The sequence below is a fragment of the Vibrio sp. McD22-P3 genome, from assembly GCF_021568915.1.
Classification (GTDB): Bacteria; Pseudomonadota; Gammaproteobacteria; order Enterobacterales; family Vibrionaceae; genus Vibrio; species Vibrio mediterranei.
The window spans coordinates 43,021-56,992 of the sequence record NZ_JAKGTN010000023.1; the positions used below are offsets into that span (position 1 = coordinate 43,021).

Consider the following 13,972-nt stretch of genomic DNA (forward strand, 5'->3'; position numbering starts at 1 on the left):
TAGATTTGGCGAATCTATGACGAAAAGGTTACAATTCGCTTTCTAAAGGTTGTGACTCACGGGGTGCACTAGCAGTGGTGCTGAGAGAAGGTAATACCTGACACCCGTATACCTGATCCAGATAATGCTGGCGTAGGGATGAGAACTCCGTTCTATGGAGGCTTTTTCTGGATCATATAATATAAAAATATATATCTAAGGATAGAACCAGTGAAAGTACATCAACTCGCTAAACTTGCTTTGGCAACGACACTTCTAAGTGCCTCTCAACTCGCTGCGGCGAACACACTTACCGTTTATACCTATGATTCGTTTGCTTCAGATTGGGGCCCTGGTCCAGCGATTGAAAAAGCATTTGAAGCTAAATGTGGATGCGATCTCAACTTTGTTGCACTAGATGATGGTGTCTCGATTCTAAACCGCCTGCGTCTAGAAGGCTCCAGCTCCCAAGCCGATGTCGTACTTGGCCTCGATAATAACTTAATGAGTGAAGCTAAAGCCTCTGGCTTGTTGGCTAAACACAATGCTGATCTTTCTGCGCTTGAGTTACCAAACGGCTGGAGTGACGATGTGTTTGTTCCTTTCGATTACGGTTACTTTGCGTTTGTTTACAACAAAGAAAAGGTAAAGAATCCACCGAAAAGCCTGAAAGAGTTGGTTGAGCAACGTGATGACCTTAAGGTGATTTATCAAGATCCTCGCACTTCAACTCCGGGTCAAGGACTCTTACTTTGGATGAAGTCTGTTTATGGTGATGACTCCAGTGAGGCATGGCAAAAGCTAGCGAAAAAGACCGTAACTGTGACCAAAGGTTGGTCGGAAGCGTACTCTATGTTCCTCGAGGGAGAGTCTGACTTGGTTCTCTCTTACACGACCTCTCCGGCTTACCATATTATTGCCGAGCAAGATAAGCGATTTGCAGCCGCAGACTTTTCGGAAGGCCATTACACTCAGGTGGAAGTGGCGGCTAAAGTGGCCAGCAGTGACAAGCAAAAGTTAGCTGATGAATTTATGCAATTTATCGTTTCAGAAGACTTTCAATCAAAAATCCCTACAGGCAACTGGATGTATCCTGTTGTTGAGAGCAAGCTGCCTGAAGGTTTTGATAGCTTAACCATTCCAAGTGAGGCGCTGACATTTAGTCCAGATGAAGTGGCGAATAACCGTAAGGCTTGGATTCGCGAGTGGCAGTCTGCGCTGATTAAGTAGTATTGGCATCTAAGAAAATCTATAGATTATCGCCCCTGTACAAGCAGGGGCAAGCCAATACTGCACCAGAGCTTCACTGGTGTGACGAATCGTTATCGTGTCTACTTCTCCATTGAGGTTATTGTGACCCAAATACCAAAATCAGGTTTAGTGATTGCTTTGCTCATTGCCATATATGTGCTGGCTTCGTTGTGGACACTGCTTTCCTACTCGTCAATGACTGATATTGCTCTGCTGTTTACGGACCCATACTATCAGCACGTAGCCAAATTTAGCTTTTGGCAAGCAAGTCTATCAACGTTGCTAAGTGTAGGGCTTGCTATCCCAGTGGCACATGCGTTTTCTCGTCGCCATTTTTGGGGAAGATCATGGTTGCTCAAATTGTTTGCGACCACCTTGGTGATGCCAGTACTGGTTGGTGTGTTTGGCATTGTCGCCATTTATGGCAATCAAGGCGTTATTGCTCAATGGTGGCTTACTTCGAACGATTCTATGCCGTTTTCCCTCTATGGTTTAAACGGCATTTTGCTGGCACACGTATTCTTTAATTTGCCTTTTGCAACTCGTTTGCTTTTAGTGACGATAGAAAGTGTTCCACTAGAGCAGCGCAAGTTAGCACTGCACTTGGGAATGAACAGCTGGCAGTGTTTTAGATTGGTGGAGTGGCCACGACTAAAAGCACATTTACCTCATGTTATTGGCTTAGTCTTCATGTTGTGTTTTACCAGTTTTGCAACCGTCATGGCGTTAGGTAGCGGTCCGAAAGCCACTACGATTGAACTAGCGATTTATCAAGCGATCAAGTTTGATTTTGACCTACAAACCGGAGCGGTTCTGGCATTATGGCAAATGTTAATTTGCGCATTACTGGTGCTGTTTATTGGCAAATTCAGTCGAGACTTGGAGGGTAAAACCAATTATAGCGACATGCCAACCATTCAACCTCAAGACTCATGGTTGAAAAAGTGCTGGGATAGCTTTTGGATCATGGCAACCCTAATGCTGGTCATTCCGCCACTTATTGCCATTGTTGCAAGTGGACTGAATGAGAAATTGTGGTCAGTGCTTGCTGATAGCAAGTTCTGGTCGGCAGTTATGACCTCGTTACAAGTGGCAATCATGGCTGCTAGTATCGCGTTAGTGGTTGGCATTGTGCTATTGAGTAGTTCACGAATGTTACGAATAAAGTCTCACTATGGCCGTGCGGATGGCGTGGAGTTTGTTGGTACGGTTATTTTGGTGACACCCGCGTTGGTATTGAGCACAGCGACTTTTCTAATGCTTCGCGGAATGACCAATGTGTTTAGTCTTGCGTTTGGGATCGTTGTCGTTGTGAATGCTTTGATGGCGCTGCCGTATGTTATCAAAACACTTAATCAGCCAATGTTGAGGTTAGCCAAGCAATATCACCTGCTTTGGCAAAGTTTAGGACTGCATGGCATTCGACGATTTTGGTTAATGGAATGGAGAGCAATCCGCGCACCGATATTGCATGCTTTCTCGATTAGTTTTGTCCTTTCTATGGGCGATCTTACCGTTATCGCGCTATTTGGAAGTCAGAACTTTAATACCTTACCGCTTTACCTCTATCAGCTGATGGGCAGCTATCAACTGCAAGCAGCGGCTGTAGTATCCCTAGTGCTGTTTATTTTGAGTATTGGTGTATTTACCTTAACGGAGTCGTTGTTAGGGCCTGTAGCGAACGAGCGAGAGAAATCATAATGTTAACAATGGATCATGTCGATTATCGCTACCACAGTGATTGGTTTCGGTTTTCTATCTCAGTAGAAAAAGGTGATGTGTTGGCGTTGATTGGCCCCAGTGGTGCAGGTAAATCGACACTGTTGGCGCTTATAGCGGGTTTTTGTCAGCCTGAATCGGGAACGATATCTGTCGATGATGAAGAGATTCAATCTAAGCAGCCGCATCAGCGGCCTTTATCAATGTTGTTTCAAGAGCACAACTTATTCGAGCACCTTTCAGTGTTCGATAATATTGCTCTAGGACTCAATCCAGCCCTAAAACTAACTGCAGAAGATCAACTGCGAGTGCGAGATGCGGCAGACAAGGTGGGTCTTATTGATAAGATTCAACGGTTACCGCCTGAGCTTTCCGGTGGGCAGAGGCAGCGAGTGGCTTTAGCTCGTTGCTTTGTTCTGCCTCACCCGATTTGGCTACTTGACGAGCCGTTTTCGGCGTTAGACCCGGTACTTCGTAAAGAAATGCTGTCGGTTGTTCACTCTCTAGCTCAAGAAAAACAAGCGACAGTTATTATGGTGACGCATCACCTTAGTGATGCCAAAGCCATTGCCAACCGGTTTGCCTACCTTAGTCATGGCATCATCACTGCTGAAGGAGACATCTCGGCGTTGACGGCGCAGCATGACAATCAAGAGCTCGCGCGGTTTGTAAAAGCGGCGCATTAGCGTTTTGCGGATATAAAAAAGGCAGCTTACGCTGCCCTTACGGTCTTAAATTGAGCGTTGAAGTTAGAATTCTTGTTCTTCTTCGTGCTTAAGTGCTTGGAAAATTTCACGGAATGCTTTCGCAGGCTTTCCAGCTTTCTTTTCTTTGTTGGCTTGACGAGCAAGTTGGCGTAGACGCTGACGGTCGAGGTTTGGATACAACTCAAGTGCATCCGCGATGGCCTCATCGCCTTGTTCTACAATACGATCACGCAGTTGCTCAAGCTTGTGAAGTGCCGCAGTAGACTGTGAGTGCTTGTTACGTACACGGTCGAGAGCCGCTTGAATTGGCTCTGGGTCTTCGGTACGCATCAGCTTACCAATGTATTGCAGTTGGCGACGTCGAGCTTCGTTCTTGAAGCGCTGGGCATCGGCGACCGCTTCTCTCAGATCTTCACTAAGAGGAAACTTATCCAACACAGCAGGCTTTAGTCCAACTAACTCTTCACCGAGTTTTTGCAACTCTTCCATGTCGTTTTTCATTTCGGTTCTGCTCACCCAAATGATTTCTTCTTCCTCTTCCCAAGGCGCTTTCTGATTTTTGCGGGCCATGTTTACTGCCTATATCACTATCTCATTACGAATATTGGCTATTTTAGCAAGAAATCTGGGGAGAATGCGAAAACCTTGTTATTCTAGTCTCAATTAAACGATAAAAGTTAGATGAATTATGGATGTAAGAGAGCAAGTTGCTCAGCAGCAAGCTGAGCTAGAAGCCGCTGTTGCAAAAGCGCTGGATATGGCTTCAGTAAATTCAGATGCCGCTGAGGTCGCTATTACTAAAAGCACTGGCTTAAGCGTCTCCACGCGCATGTGTGAAGTGGAAAACGTAGAGTTTAATAGTGACGGTGCGCTGGGTATCACGGTATACCGTGGACAGCGTAAGGGCAGTGCTTCAACCTCTGATTTGAGTGAAAAAGCCATTGCACAAACGGTAGCTGCTGCACTGGATATTGCCCAGTACACCTCCGAAGACCCATTTGCAGGGCCAGCTCCAAAAGAGTTGTTGGTAACGAATATCCCAGACCTTGATCTCTTCCATCCAGATGAGCCAAATCCCGATGTAGCTGCGCAAAAAGCGATTGCTGCTGAGAAAGCAGCATTAGCTTACAGTGACAAAATAAAGCAGAGTGATGGTGCTAGTTACGACAGCCACTATGGCGTTAAGGTCTATGGTAACTCTCATGGTCTGTTGGCCGGTTATGCGTCTAGCCGTCATAGCATTAGCTGTAGCGTCATTGGCCAAGGCCAAAATGGCGATATGGAGCGTGATTACAGTTATACCCTTGCTCGTCACCGTGATGATTTGTGGACACCAGAATCGGTCGGAGAAAAGGCTGCTATCAAAACAGTTGAGCGTCTAGACCCTAGAAAAGTCAAAACGGGTCAATACCCAGTGCTTTTTGCCAACGATGTTGCGACTGGCCTCATGGGACACTTAGTAATGGGGATTAGCGGCGGTAATTTATACCGTAAGTCGTCATTCTTGCTAGATAAACTGGGTGAACAGATTCTGCCAGATTGGTTTGCTATTGAAGAAAAACCTCACCTACTTAAAGGCTTAGCATCCAGTCCGTTTGATAACGAAGGTGTGGCAACTCAAGATTTAGATATTATCACTGACGGTAAGTTGGCGACCTACTTACTGACCAGTTACGCTGCGCGCAAACTGAATATGACGCCAACAGGGCATGCTGGAGGTATTCATAACTGGTTTGTTAAGTCGACAGGGCAAGATTTTGATGCCATGTTGAAAACGCTTGGCACTGGCCTGCTGGTAACCGAAGTGATGGGGCAAGGGGTAAATATCGTGACTGGTGATTACTCTCGCGGTGCAGCAGGATTCTGGGTCGAAAATGGAGAAATCCAATACCCAGTCTCGGAAATTACCGTTGCTGGTAATCTGGCGCAAATGTTCAAGCAAATTGTAGCAGTTGGCAGTGATGTTGAAACGCGCTCACAAATTCAAACGGGCTCTATTCTGTTGGAATCAATGAAAGTCGCTGGTGAGTAAATCTCAAATAGAGAAAAAGGGCGTAACCTGCTGGTTACGCCCTTTTTGTATCTAGCATTAGCTGATCATTATGGTAGCTAAGCCTAAGAAGACCGAAAGACCAACAACATCGGTAATGGTCGTAAGAGCCATTCCGCCCGCTAAGGCAGGGTCGATATTCATTTTTTTGAGCAGAATAGGGATGGTAACGCCAGCAATGCCAGCAACCAGTAAATTGGTCATCATGGCGGCAGAGATAATCCCGCCTAACATCCAATCACCTTTCCAAGCTACTACGATACCACCGATAATTAGAGCCCAGAGGACACCATTGAGAAAGCCGATGGCGGCTTCTTTGAGTAGCAGTTCTCGACGGTTACTGTCACCGATATGACCCAAAGCTAAGCCTCGGATTACGAGGGCAACGGTTTGGTTACCTGCAACCCCTCCCATGGAAGGTACAATAGTCATCAAGACTGCTATCGCTGCCATCTGCTCTAATGTGGCCTCAAACATATTGGAGACAGATGCTGCTGCTAAAGCGGCAAGTACGTTGGCGCCTAGCCAAACACTGCGTCGACGAGCAGATTTCACAACCGGCGCAAAGGTATCTTCATCGTCATCCATGCCCGCCATACTCATCATTGAGTGTTCGGCGTCTTCTCGGATAATATCGACCACGTCATCGATGGTGATACGACCGACTAGGTGGTGTTCGCTATCGACAACAGGGGCAGAGACCCAGTCGCGTCGTTCAAATAACGAGGCAACGTCCGAATCGCTAGTTTCAACATGGATTGCCTCATCGGCATCGTCCATGACATCGACGACTTTGACATCGGGCTGAGTGGTTAAAAGTGTGGTCAAAGAAAGGTGACCAATCAGCATGTCTTCTTCGTCTATCACATACAGTGCGTCTGTCGCTTCCGGTAGCTCACCTTTCATGCGCAGGTAACGTAGAACCACATCGACATCGACATCGCCACGAATAGTGATTACATCGGTATTCATGATACCGCCGGCGGTATCTTCTGGGTAAGAAAGGGCGGTCTCGACACGCAAACGGTCTGCGGTGTCCATTTGTGACAGGACTTCGCGCGATACGGTATCAGGCAGACTACGTAGGACATAAGCTACGTCATCGGTGTCCATGCCTTCCGTTGCTTCAGCCAGTTTTTCTGGCGCCATTTTGGAGACTAGACTATCTTTGACGTCCTCATTGAGTTCATCAAGGATTTCACCATAGTCTTCAGGGTCGGTGAGTTGCCACAGGACTTCACGACTTTTACGTGGAGAGGCTTCTAGAAGATGGGCAATATCTTCAGGCTCCATGTCCTGAAGTTGTCTTCTTACGTAAACGAAGCGGCCATTTTCTAGCGCTTCACTAACTTCTTGGAGGGTTTGGTGAGCTTGATCGAATTCTATTTGCTCCGCCATGGATGCCCCCTACACTCAACTGCTTTTTAATGTACTGAATAGTAGCTTAATTTTGGGTTCAAGTAACCTACAGGGCGCGAAGAAGTTATCGGAGAGTGGAAATAAAACAGAAAAGTGTGCGGAATCTATTCGTCTTCGTCAAAACGGTGTTCAACCAACTCGCATACCGCTTGCAGAGCATCCTCAGCCTGGTTTCCTGACGCTTTAATGGTGATGTTCTCACCTTGAGCAGACTCGAGCATAAGAAGACCCATCACGCTATCTGCTGTCGCTTCTTTCTGTTCATGATTACAAATCGTCACGGTTGCCTCGAAGCTCTGTGCTAATTCTACTAACTTGACCGCAGCACGAGCATGCAAACCAAGACGATTTTGAATGAGAACAGTGCGAGATAGTGACATTTGGATTCCTGTTAGTTGTTTTTCTCTAGCGATGCGTGACGAATTTTTACTTGATGGCCGAGCTGAGCAAAATATTCACCAATCTGCTGAGTGATATAAACAGAGCGGTGTTTACCGCCGGTACAACCAATTGCGACTGTTAGATAGCTGCGATTGTTCTTTTCCAGTTGAGGTAGCCAACGTTCAACAAAGCCTTGAATTTGTTGTTTCAACTCGATGACGTCAGGATAAGCTTCTAGGAAAGACTTAATCGGTGCATCTAACCCAGTCATAGGTCTTAATTCTGGCTGCCAATGTGGATTGGGGAGAAAACGAACATCAAATACGTAATCTGCATCACTTGGCATACCGTATTTAAACCCAAACGATTGGAAAACCATGACAAGATCTTTCTTCTCTTGGCCTTCTAATTCAAAACGAATAGCTTCGCTTAAGTCGTGTATGGATTGTTCACTCGAATCAATGATGTAGTCAGCATGCTCTTTGATGGGTTTGAGAAGTGTGTGCTCTACATCAATAGCCTGTTCAAGTGACAGTTTGTCTTTACGCTGAGAAAGAGGGTGGATACGACGAGTTTCACTGTAGCGTTTTAACAACACTGGCTTTGACGCATCAAGGAAAAGCACTTTGACGTCGTGTTGTTTAGACAATTGTTTCAACTTAGAGGTTAAGTTATTCAGGTTGTCAGGCAGGTTACGAATATCAATACTGACGGCAACACTTTGTTGGGAATCTTTCGATGAATCCACAAAGGCTTCTAGTAAATCGATTGGTAGGTTATCAACGCAGTAGTAACCAGAATCTTCTAGCACTCGCAACGCCACACTTTTACCTGCGCCTGAATGTCCACTTACAACGACTAATCGCATTTTTTCTCAGCTTGTTCTAATGGCTAACAATAATATCGTAAAGCTCTTGATCGGATTGAGCATTACGAAGTTGCTTTAGGACAGTTTTATCATTTAATCGCTCTGCCATACATGACAAAGTCTTTAAATGTTCTTTACACTGCGCATCTGGAACTAGCAGTGCGAACATAAGGTCAACTGGGCGGTTATCAATAGAGTCGAAGTCAACGGGCGCTTGGCACTGAAGTAACACCGCAACCGCTTTATCGCTGTCATGCATTCTAGCATGAGGAATAGCAATACCATTGCCAATACCAGTGCTACCCACTTTTTCACGGCTCAACATGCATTCGAACAGTTCGGTAGAGTTTTGACCAGTATGCTCTGCAGCGATTTCGCTAATAATTTCTAAGGCGCGTTTTTTACTCGTACAAGGGACTGCACTTTTGGTGCAGTCCAGAGTTAATACTTCACTTATTTGCATTTTAGTGATTACTTAATTTTTCTTTATGCTTGTTCAATTGTCTGACGAGCTTATCGACTAGCGCGTCAATGGCAGCATACATACTTTCATCATTTGCCGCCGCATGAATTTCAGCTTGATTAACGTGGAGCGTAGCTTCTGCGATCTGGTTTAATTTTTCAACTTTTAATATGACGTTAATGCTATTTATATGATCGAAAAAACGTTCCAGTTTTTGGAATTTACTCTGAACGTAGTCCTGCATTGACTCAGTGACATCGACGTGGTGGCCTTCAATTTGAATTTGCATAGACTTTCCTTCTTAGTTATTGGCCTTAAAGTAGGCGTTTACGCTGACTGGAAGGGGCGATGCCCAACGACTCACGGTATTTCGCTATTGTTCGTCTAGCAACCTGAATTCCTTGGTCAGCTAGTTGCGCTGCGATTTTACTATCGCTCAATGGCTTGGCTGGATTTTCAGCAGCGACAAGCTTCTTGATTAGTGCTCGAATGGCTGTCGAGGAACACTCGCCGCCATTGTCAGTCGATACGTGGCTTGAGAAGAAATACTTCAGCTCAAAAATGCCGCGTGGGGTATGCATATATTTCTGAGTGGTCACTCGAGAAATCGTCGATTCATGCATGTCTACAGCAAGGGCAACATCGTTGAGAACCATAGGTTTCATTGCCTCTTCACCGTATTCAAAAAAGTCATGCTGATGTTCGACAATGCATTTAGCGACTTTGAGTAAAGTTTCATTGCGACTTTCAAGGCTCTTAATCAACCATTTCGCTTCCTGCAAATTAGAGCGAATATATTGGCTGTCAGCACTGTTGCCTGTACCGAGCTTCGCGTATTGTTGATTCACTTTCAGTCTTGGAACACTGTCTGGGTTAATCTGAACTATCCATTTTCCGCGGTCTTTAAATACGGAGACATCAGGCACTACGTACTCAGTTTCATCAGGTGTTATCTTACTGCCTGGTCTAGGGTCAAGCTGTTGGATTAGCTTCAAAACTTCTCGAAGATCCGCTTCCTTAAGCTTAGTCTCTTTAATCACGAGTTTATAATCACGGTTACCCAGTTGATCGATATGATCAGACAAGACCAACTTAGCTTCAGCGAGCCATGGAGTGTCTTCAGGGAAAGTCGCGAGTTGCAGTAATAGGCAATCTTGCAGATTAAGAGATGCAACGCCTAGTGGATCGAATTGCTGAACGCGTTTTCTTACCGCTTCAATTTCATCAAGCTCAACATCCTCAATATCGACACTATCGAGAATCTCTTCACAGGACAGGGTCAGATAGCCGTAATCATCGACTGCATCAATGATGGCTAAGGCGATGGCACGATCTGTTTCAGTAAATGGCGTGAGGTCTAATTGCCAAACTAAGTAGTCTTGAAGAGACTGTGTGGTTTCACCTTGATATATTGGCATGTCATCATCCGCGGCAATACCCGTGTTACCGGTATTGGCACTATAGACATCATCCCAAGTGGTATCCATTTCAAGTTCTGTCGATATTTCAGAACTTTCAATTTGCTCAGAGCTATCTTTCGGTTCTGGTTCGCTAACTGGCTCTGCAGATACTTCTTCTTTACTTTCAGGGCTCGACTTTTCCTCATTAGAAGGCGGTGCTTCTTCCGCGGTTTCTTCCACGTCAAGTAATGGGTTTGAGTCTAGGGCCTCTTGAATCTCTTGTTGCAGATCGAGCGTCGACAATTGCAGCAAGCGAATTGCTTGTTGCAACTGGGGCGTCATTGCTAACTGTTGACCTAGCTTGAGTTGTAATGAGGGTTTCATGCAGTATTGCTAGCCTATTATTAAAATTTTATCCAAGCCTATTAAATCATAGTCTGAATTGTTCACCGAGATAAACCTGTTTTACGTGTTCATTATTGAGAACATCTTCAGGACTTCCTTCAGCAATTAGATGACCTTGGCTCACAATGTATGCTTTTTCACACACATCTAAGGTTTCACGAACGTTATGGTCGGTGATAAGAACTCCTAAGCCTCTATCGCGTAAGTGCTCGATGATCTTCTTAATATCAATCACTGAAATTGGGTCGACACCCGCAAACGGCTCATCCAGTAAGATGAATTGTGGGTTAGCGGCTAGAGCCCTAGCAATTTCGACACGTCGACGTTCGCCGCCAGACAACGCCATCCCAGCACTTTTTCGAATGTGCTGAATATTGAACTCATCCAGCAGGTCCTCTAGCTTATCTTGTCGCTCTTCTTGAGTGATCTCATTACGAGTCTCAAGCACTGCCATAATGTTGTTTTCAACACTGAGCTTTCTGAAAATGGAGGCTTCTTGTGGCAGGTAGCCAATGCCCATTTTGGCGCGGCTATGCATTGGGAGAATACTAATATCTTCTCCGTCAATAGTGATGGTGCCTTCATCACGGGCAACCAGACCAACAATCATATAAAACGACGTAGTTTTACCTGCGCCGTTAGGGCCCAGCAATCCCACTATCTGACCAGACTCAACCGAAAGACTAACGTCTGAGACCACTTTACGGTTTTTATAGCTTTTTGCTAAATGTGTCGCTTTCAATAACGCCATAAATACAATTACTTCTCTTGAATCTGTTGTGGTTGAAGCACAGTAGATACTCTTCCTTTCGAGTCGCCATCAGCGATGAGTTTTTGTGATGAGATTCTGTACTTAATGACACTGCCACGAATGATACTGTCGTCTTGAGATAGCATCGCTTTATTTGTCATGGTCAATTGATCGTTTTTCAGTGAGTAATGTAACTGTTTTGCTTCACCATATAAGGTTTTGCCGTCGTCAGTAAGTTGCGAAAATGTCGCTAGATCGCCAAAACCTTCGATAACCTGAATTGTGCCCGTTTCTGCTTCACGTGTAACAATCACTTTATCGGCATTGATGTTAATACTACCTTGTTTAAGCTTTACATCGCCTTCGAAGGTTACTTGGTTGCTTTTCATATCAAGCTGCTGAGAGTCAGAGTCAATATACACCGGTTGCTCTGAGTCTGTTGATAATGCCATTGCTGATATAGGTAAAAGTAAGCAAATACCTAAACTAAGGTGTGAGAGTTTCATATCTACTGTTCACTTTGTTATAAACCTCGGCGATATTGTCTGCGAAATTTCCTTTCATCGCTTCGCCGCGTGTTTCAAATTGAGGGCCGAGCATAATGACTTTGGTATCGGACCAAAAGTCTCTGTTGGTTAGTTTAATGCTCATCTTCTGTGTTGATAGTGTATCAAATCCTGACTCTGGTAATAGATTTTGAGCTAGAACATTGTCGTATAAAGTGAGTACTTCATCCTTGTCTAAAATGGCTTTATCTGCGGAAATTTCCCACTCTTTTGTCGTACCATTCGCGTAAATAGACAATACAGGACTTTCAAAAATAGTATTCCCTTTTTGAGCGAAATGTTCCAGATGTACGGAGTTGATCGTATAGCTTCGAATGCCGGTATCAGAGTAAGAAATGTTATGGACATTTATTCCACTGAAAGCTGGCAGTTCAATATCAGGGACAATCTGAATCGTGCTCGATTCATCCTTGGTGTACAAATAAACCGCACACCCAATAGAAATAATGGCAAGTAGACTATAAAGAATACGAGACAAACTCATATACTAAGACCTTTGTGAAGCTCTAGTTCGCCCTTTGATTCTAGGATCAGATCACAAACTTCCCTAACTGCACCGCGCCCACCCGGAATCGTAGTGACGTGATCCGCTTTTCTGGCTAGCAGTGGATGTCCATCCGCCACGCAGACGCTTAAGCCGACCTGCGCCATGACAGGCCAATCAATAAGATCATCACCGATGTAAGCCGTTTTCGATGCTGGGATAGCAAGCTTTTGGCAAATATCTTGGTATGCGGTGACTTTGTCATCTTGCCCTTGGTAAATCAAAGAAATACCCAGTGCGGTCATACGATTTTCAACGATCTGTGAGCGACGGCCTGTAATGATGGCTACTTCTACGCCCGCACTCATTAAAGCTTTAATACCGTAACCGTCACGAGTATGAAAGGTTTTTAGCTCTTCACCTTGGTTGCCCATATAAATCAAGCCATCGGAGAAGACGCCATCCACGTCGCAAATCAGGAGTTTGATGTCTGCTGCTTTATCGTAAGTGGATGAAGCCACCAAACCATAGAGCGTTTCAACTTGTTTAGACACTACATTACTCCTGCTTTTAATAAGTCATGCATATTGAGTGCACCCACGACTTTGTTATCATCGAGTAGTACAAGACCGTTAATATTCTTCGATTGCATTAAGTTTAACCCTTCAGCCGCTAGCATATTAGGCGCAGCAGTGGTTGGGTTAACGGTCATGACCTCACCAATGGTGGTGTCATGAATATCGACTCGTTTATCAAGAATACGTCGCAAGTCTCCATCGGTAAAGATACCTAGCAAGTTCATATCGTTGTCCACGATAGTTGTCATGCCAAGTCCTTTATCGGAAATTTCTAGTAGTGCGTCGCGTACCAAGGTCTGCGGACCGACGACAGGCAGCGCTTTACCTGAATGCATGATATCACTCAGTTTAAGTAGTAATTTACGACCCAATGCGCCGCCCGGATGAGACAGGGCAAAGTCTTCTTCACCGAAGCCACGAGCTTCTAATAAGGCGATGGCTAATGCATCTCCCATAACCAGAGTTGCCGTCGAGCTAGAAGTAGGTGCTAGGCCAAGTGGGCACGCTTCTTTAGGAACAGTGATTTGCAAATGAAAATCAGAGAGCTTTGCCATGTTAGATTCAGGCTTTCCAGTCATACTTACGGTAGTAATACCAAGGCGCTTAAAGACAGGAAACAAACTAATGATTTCGTGTGACTCACCAGAGTTAGAGATGGCGATAACGAGATCGCGAGCTTCAATCATACCCAAATCGCCGTGAGCAGCTTCTCCTGGGTGGACAAAAAACGCTGATGTGCCAGTGCTAGCAAGCGTAGCCGCAATTTTCTTACCAATGTGTCCTGATTTACCCATCCCCATGACAATAACCTTGCCTTGGTGGTTGAGAATCGCATCACATACCGATTCAAATTGCTCGTCAAAGTAGCGCTCAAGGTGTTGAAGTGCTTGTACTTCGGTATCTAAAACACGCTTTGCCGCGCTAACATAATCAAAACCAGACATGATAACC

Annotated in this window: 16 protein-coding genes and 1 riboswitch; of the genes, 4 read left to right on the top strand and 12 right to left on the bottom strand. The window is 45.0% G+C overall.

From position 1 onward, the window contains the following. The first annotated feature begins 49 nt into the window (after nucleotides 1-49). A riboswitch (TPP riboswitch) is annotated at nucleotides 50-156 on the top strand. Between the two features lie 54 nt (nucleotides 157-210). The 3 genes from thiB (at nucleotide 211) to thiQ (ending at nucleotide 3,635) form a co-directional block, all read left to right on the top strand. Next, nucleotides 211-1,209 carry a thiamine ABC transporter substrate binding subunit gene (gene thiB, locus L2W36_RS22320; RefSeq protein WP_038167267.1) on the top strand — a complete coding sequence of 333 codons (999 nt, stop codon included), beginning with the start codon at nucleotides 211-213 and terminating at the stop codon, nucleotides 1,207-1,209. 123 nt (nucleotides 1,210-1,332) lie between these two features. Next, complete coding sequence (gene thiP / locus L2W36_RS22325; RefSeq protein WP_236111656.1) at nucleotides 1,333-2,931, top strand: thiamine/thiamine pyrophosphate ABC transporter permease; 1,599 nt, start codon at nucleotides 1,333-1,335, stop codon at nucleotides 2,929-2,931. Continuing rightward, nucleotides 2,931-3,635, top strand: coding sequence for a thiamine ABC transporter ATP-binding protein (gene thiQ, locus L2W36_RS22330; RefSeq protein WP_236111650.1), 705 nt, complete (start codon nucleotides 2,931-2,933; stop codon nucleotides 3,633-3,635). The genes thiP and thiQ overlap by 1 nt, the downstream gene beginning before the upstream one ends. 63 nt (nucleotides 3,636-3,698) lie before the next feature. Here thiQ and yjgA read toward each other — a convergent pair whose 3' ends face one another. Next, entirely contained in the window at nucleotides 3,699-4,226 is a 528-nt protein-coding gene (yjgA, locus tag L2W36_RS22335) for a ribosome biogenesis factor YjgA (RefSeq protein ID WP_006073257.1), read from the bottom strand. Between the two features lie 118 nt (nucleotides 4,227-4,344). Between yjgA and pmbA the strand changes: the two genes are divergently transcribed. Beyond that, a complete protein-coding gene (gene pmbA / locus L2W36_RS22340; RefSeq protein ID WP_006073258.1) occupies nucleotides 4,345-5,688 on the top strand; it encodes a metalloprotease PmbA in 1,344 nt (447 codons plus the stop codon). Nucleotides 5,689-5,745: 57 nt separating this feature from the next. On the opposite strand, the gene mgtE is transcribed toward pmbA, so the two are convergent. The 11 genes from mgtE to L2W36_RS22395 all read right to left on the bottom strand — a co-directional run bounded on the left by mgtE (nucleotide 5,746) and on the right by L2W36_RS22395 (nucleotide 13,968). Next, nucleotides 5,746-7,104: a magnesium transporter gene (gene mgtE / locus L2W36_RS22345; RefSeq protein WP_124940562.1), complete on the bottom strand. Its 1,359-nt coding sequence runs from the start codon at nucleotides 7,102-7,104 to the stop codon at nucleotides 5,746-5,748. Between the two features lie 125 nt (nucleotides 7,105-7,229). Then, nucleotides 7,230-7,505 (bottom strand): HPr family phosphocarrier protein, encoded by a 276-nt coding sequence (locus tag L2W36_RS22350; RefSeq protein ID WP_006073260.1) that lies wholly within the window; start codon nucleotides 7,503-7,505, stop codon nucleotides 7,230-7,232. 11 nt (nucleotides 7,506-7,516) lie between these two features. Next, the gene (gene rapZ / locus L2W36_RS22355; RefSeq protein ID WP_124940563.1) at nucleotides 7,517-8,374 is read right to left on the bottom strand and encodes an RNase adapter RapZ; all 858 of its coding nucleotides are present in this window, start codon (nucleotides 8,372-8,374) and stop codon (nucleotides 7,517-7,519) included. Between the two features lie 16 nt (nucleotides 8,375-8,390). Then, nucleotides 8,391-8,837 carry a PTS IIA-like nitrogen regulatory protein PtsN gene (ptsN, locus tag L2W36_RS22360; RefSeq protein ID WP_006073263.1) on the bottom strand — a complete coding sequence of 149 codons (447 nt, stop codon included), beginning with the start codon at nucleotides 8,835-8,837 and terminating at the stop codon, nucleotides 8,391-8,393. Between the two features lies 1 nt (nucleotide 8,838). Next, entirely contained in the window at nucleotides 8,839-9,126 is a 288-nt protein-coding gene (hpf, locus tag L2W36_RS22365) for a ribosome hibernation promoting factor (RefSeq protein ID WP_006073271.1), read from the bottom strand. Between the two features lie 25 nt (nucleotides 9,127-9,151). Then, nucleotides 9,152-10,621, bottom strand: coding sequence for an RNA polymerase factor sigma-54 (locus L2W36_RS22370; protein WP_006073273.1), 1,470 nt, complete (start codon nucleotides 10,619-10,621; stop codon nucleotides 9,152-9,154). 46 nt (nucleotides 10,622-10,667) lie between these two features. Next, nucleotides 10,668-11,393 carry an LPS export ABC transporter ATP-binding protein gene (gene lptB, locus L2W36_RS22375; protein ID WP_006073275.1) on the bottom strand — a complete coding sequence of 242 codons (726 nt, stop codon included), beginning with the start codon at nucleotides 11,391-11,393 and terminating at the stop codon, nucleotides 10,668-10,670. A gap of 8 nt (nucleotides 11,394-11,401) precedes the next feature. Beyond that, on the bottom strand, nucleotides 11,402-11,899 hold the full coding sequence (gene lptA / locus L2W36_RS22380; RefSeq protein WP_006073277.1) for a lipopolysaccharide transport periplasmic protein LptA: 498 nt from the start codon (nucleotides 11,897-11,899) through the stop codon (nucleotides 11,402-11,404). Then, nucleotides 11,880-12,443: an LPS export ABC transporter periplasmic protein LptC gene (gene lptC / locus L2W36_RS22385; protein ID WP_006073281.1), complete on the bottom strand. Its 564-nt coding sequence runs from the start codon at nucleotides 12,441-12,443 to the stop codon at nucleotides 11,880-11,882. Before lptC ends, lptA begins: the two co-directional genes overlap by 20 nt. Then, a complete protein-coding gene (gene kdsC, locus L2W36_RS22390; RefSeq protein ID WP_124940564.1) occupies nucleotides 12,440-12,997 on the bottom strand; it encodes a 3-deoxy-manno-octulosonate-8-phosphatase KdsC in 558 nt (185 codons plus the stop codon). Before kdsC ends, lptC begins: the two co-directional genes overlap by 4 nt. Beyond that, nucleotides 12,997-13,968 carry a KpsF/GutQ family sugar-phosphate isomerase gene (locus L2W36_RS22395; RefSeq protein WP_086027636.1) on the bottom strand — a complete coding sequence of 324 codons (972 nt, stop codon included), beginning with the start codon at nucleotides 13,966-13,968 and terminating at the stop codon, nucleotides 12,997-12,999. The genes kdsC and L2W36_RS22395 overlap by 1 nt, the downstream gene beginning before the upstream one ends. Between the last annotated feature and the right edge of the window lie 4 nt (nucleotides 13,969-13,972).

Excerpts from the sequence above, each read along its gene's own strand:
- thiQ (WP_236111650.1), top strand. The coding sequence starts at position 2,931 with ATGTTAACAATGGATCATGTCGATTATCGCTACCACAGTGATTGGTTT.
- yjgA (WP_006073257.1), bottom strand. The coding sequence starts at position 4,226 with ATGGCCCGCAAAAATCAGAAAGCGCCTTGGGAAGAGGAAGAAGAAATC.
- pmbA (WP_006073258.1), top strand. The coding sequence starts at position 4,345 with ATGGATGTAAGAGAGCAAGTTGCTCAGCAGCAAGCTGAGCTAGAAGCC.
- mgtE (WP_124940562.1), bottom strand. The coding sequence starts at position 7,104 with ATGGCGGAGCAAATAGAATTCGATCAAGCTCACCAAACCCTCCAAGAA.
- L2W36_RS22350 (WP_006073260.1), bottom strand. The coding sequence starts at position 7,505 with ATGTCACTATCTCGCACTGTTCTCATTCAAAATCGTCTTGGTTTGCAT.
- rapZ (WP_124940563.1), bottom strand. The coding sequence starts at position 8,374 with ATGCGATTAGTCGTTGTAAGTGGACATTCAGGCGCAGGTAAAAGTGTG.
- ptsN (WP_006073263.1), bottom strand. The coding sequence starts at position 8,837 with ATGCAAATAAGTGAAGTATTAACTCTGGACTGCACCAAAAGTGCAGTC.
- hpf (WP_006073271.1), bottom strand. The coding sequence starts at position 9,126 with ATGCAAATTCAAATTGAAGGCCACCACGTCGATGTCACTGAGTCAATG.
- L2W36_RS22370 (WP_006073273.1), bottom strand. The coding sequence starts at position 10,621 with ATGAAACCCTCATTACAACTCAAGCTAGGTCAACAGTTAGCAATGACG.
- lptB (WP_006073275.1), bottom strand. The coding sequence starts at position 11,393 with ATGGCGTTATTGAAAGCGACACATTTAGCAAAAAGCTATAAAAACCGT.
- lptA (WP_006073277.1), bottom strand. The coding sequence starts at position 11,899 with ATGAAACTCTCACACCTTAGTTTAGGTATTTGCTTACTTTTACCTATA.
- lptC (WP_006073281.1), bottom strand. The coding sequence starts at position 12,443 with ATGAGTTTGTCTCGTATTCTTTATAGTCTACTTGCCATTATTTCTATT.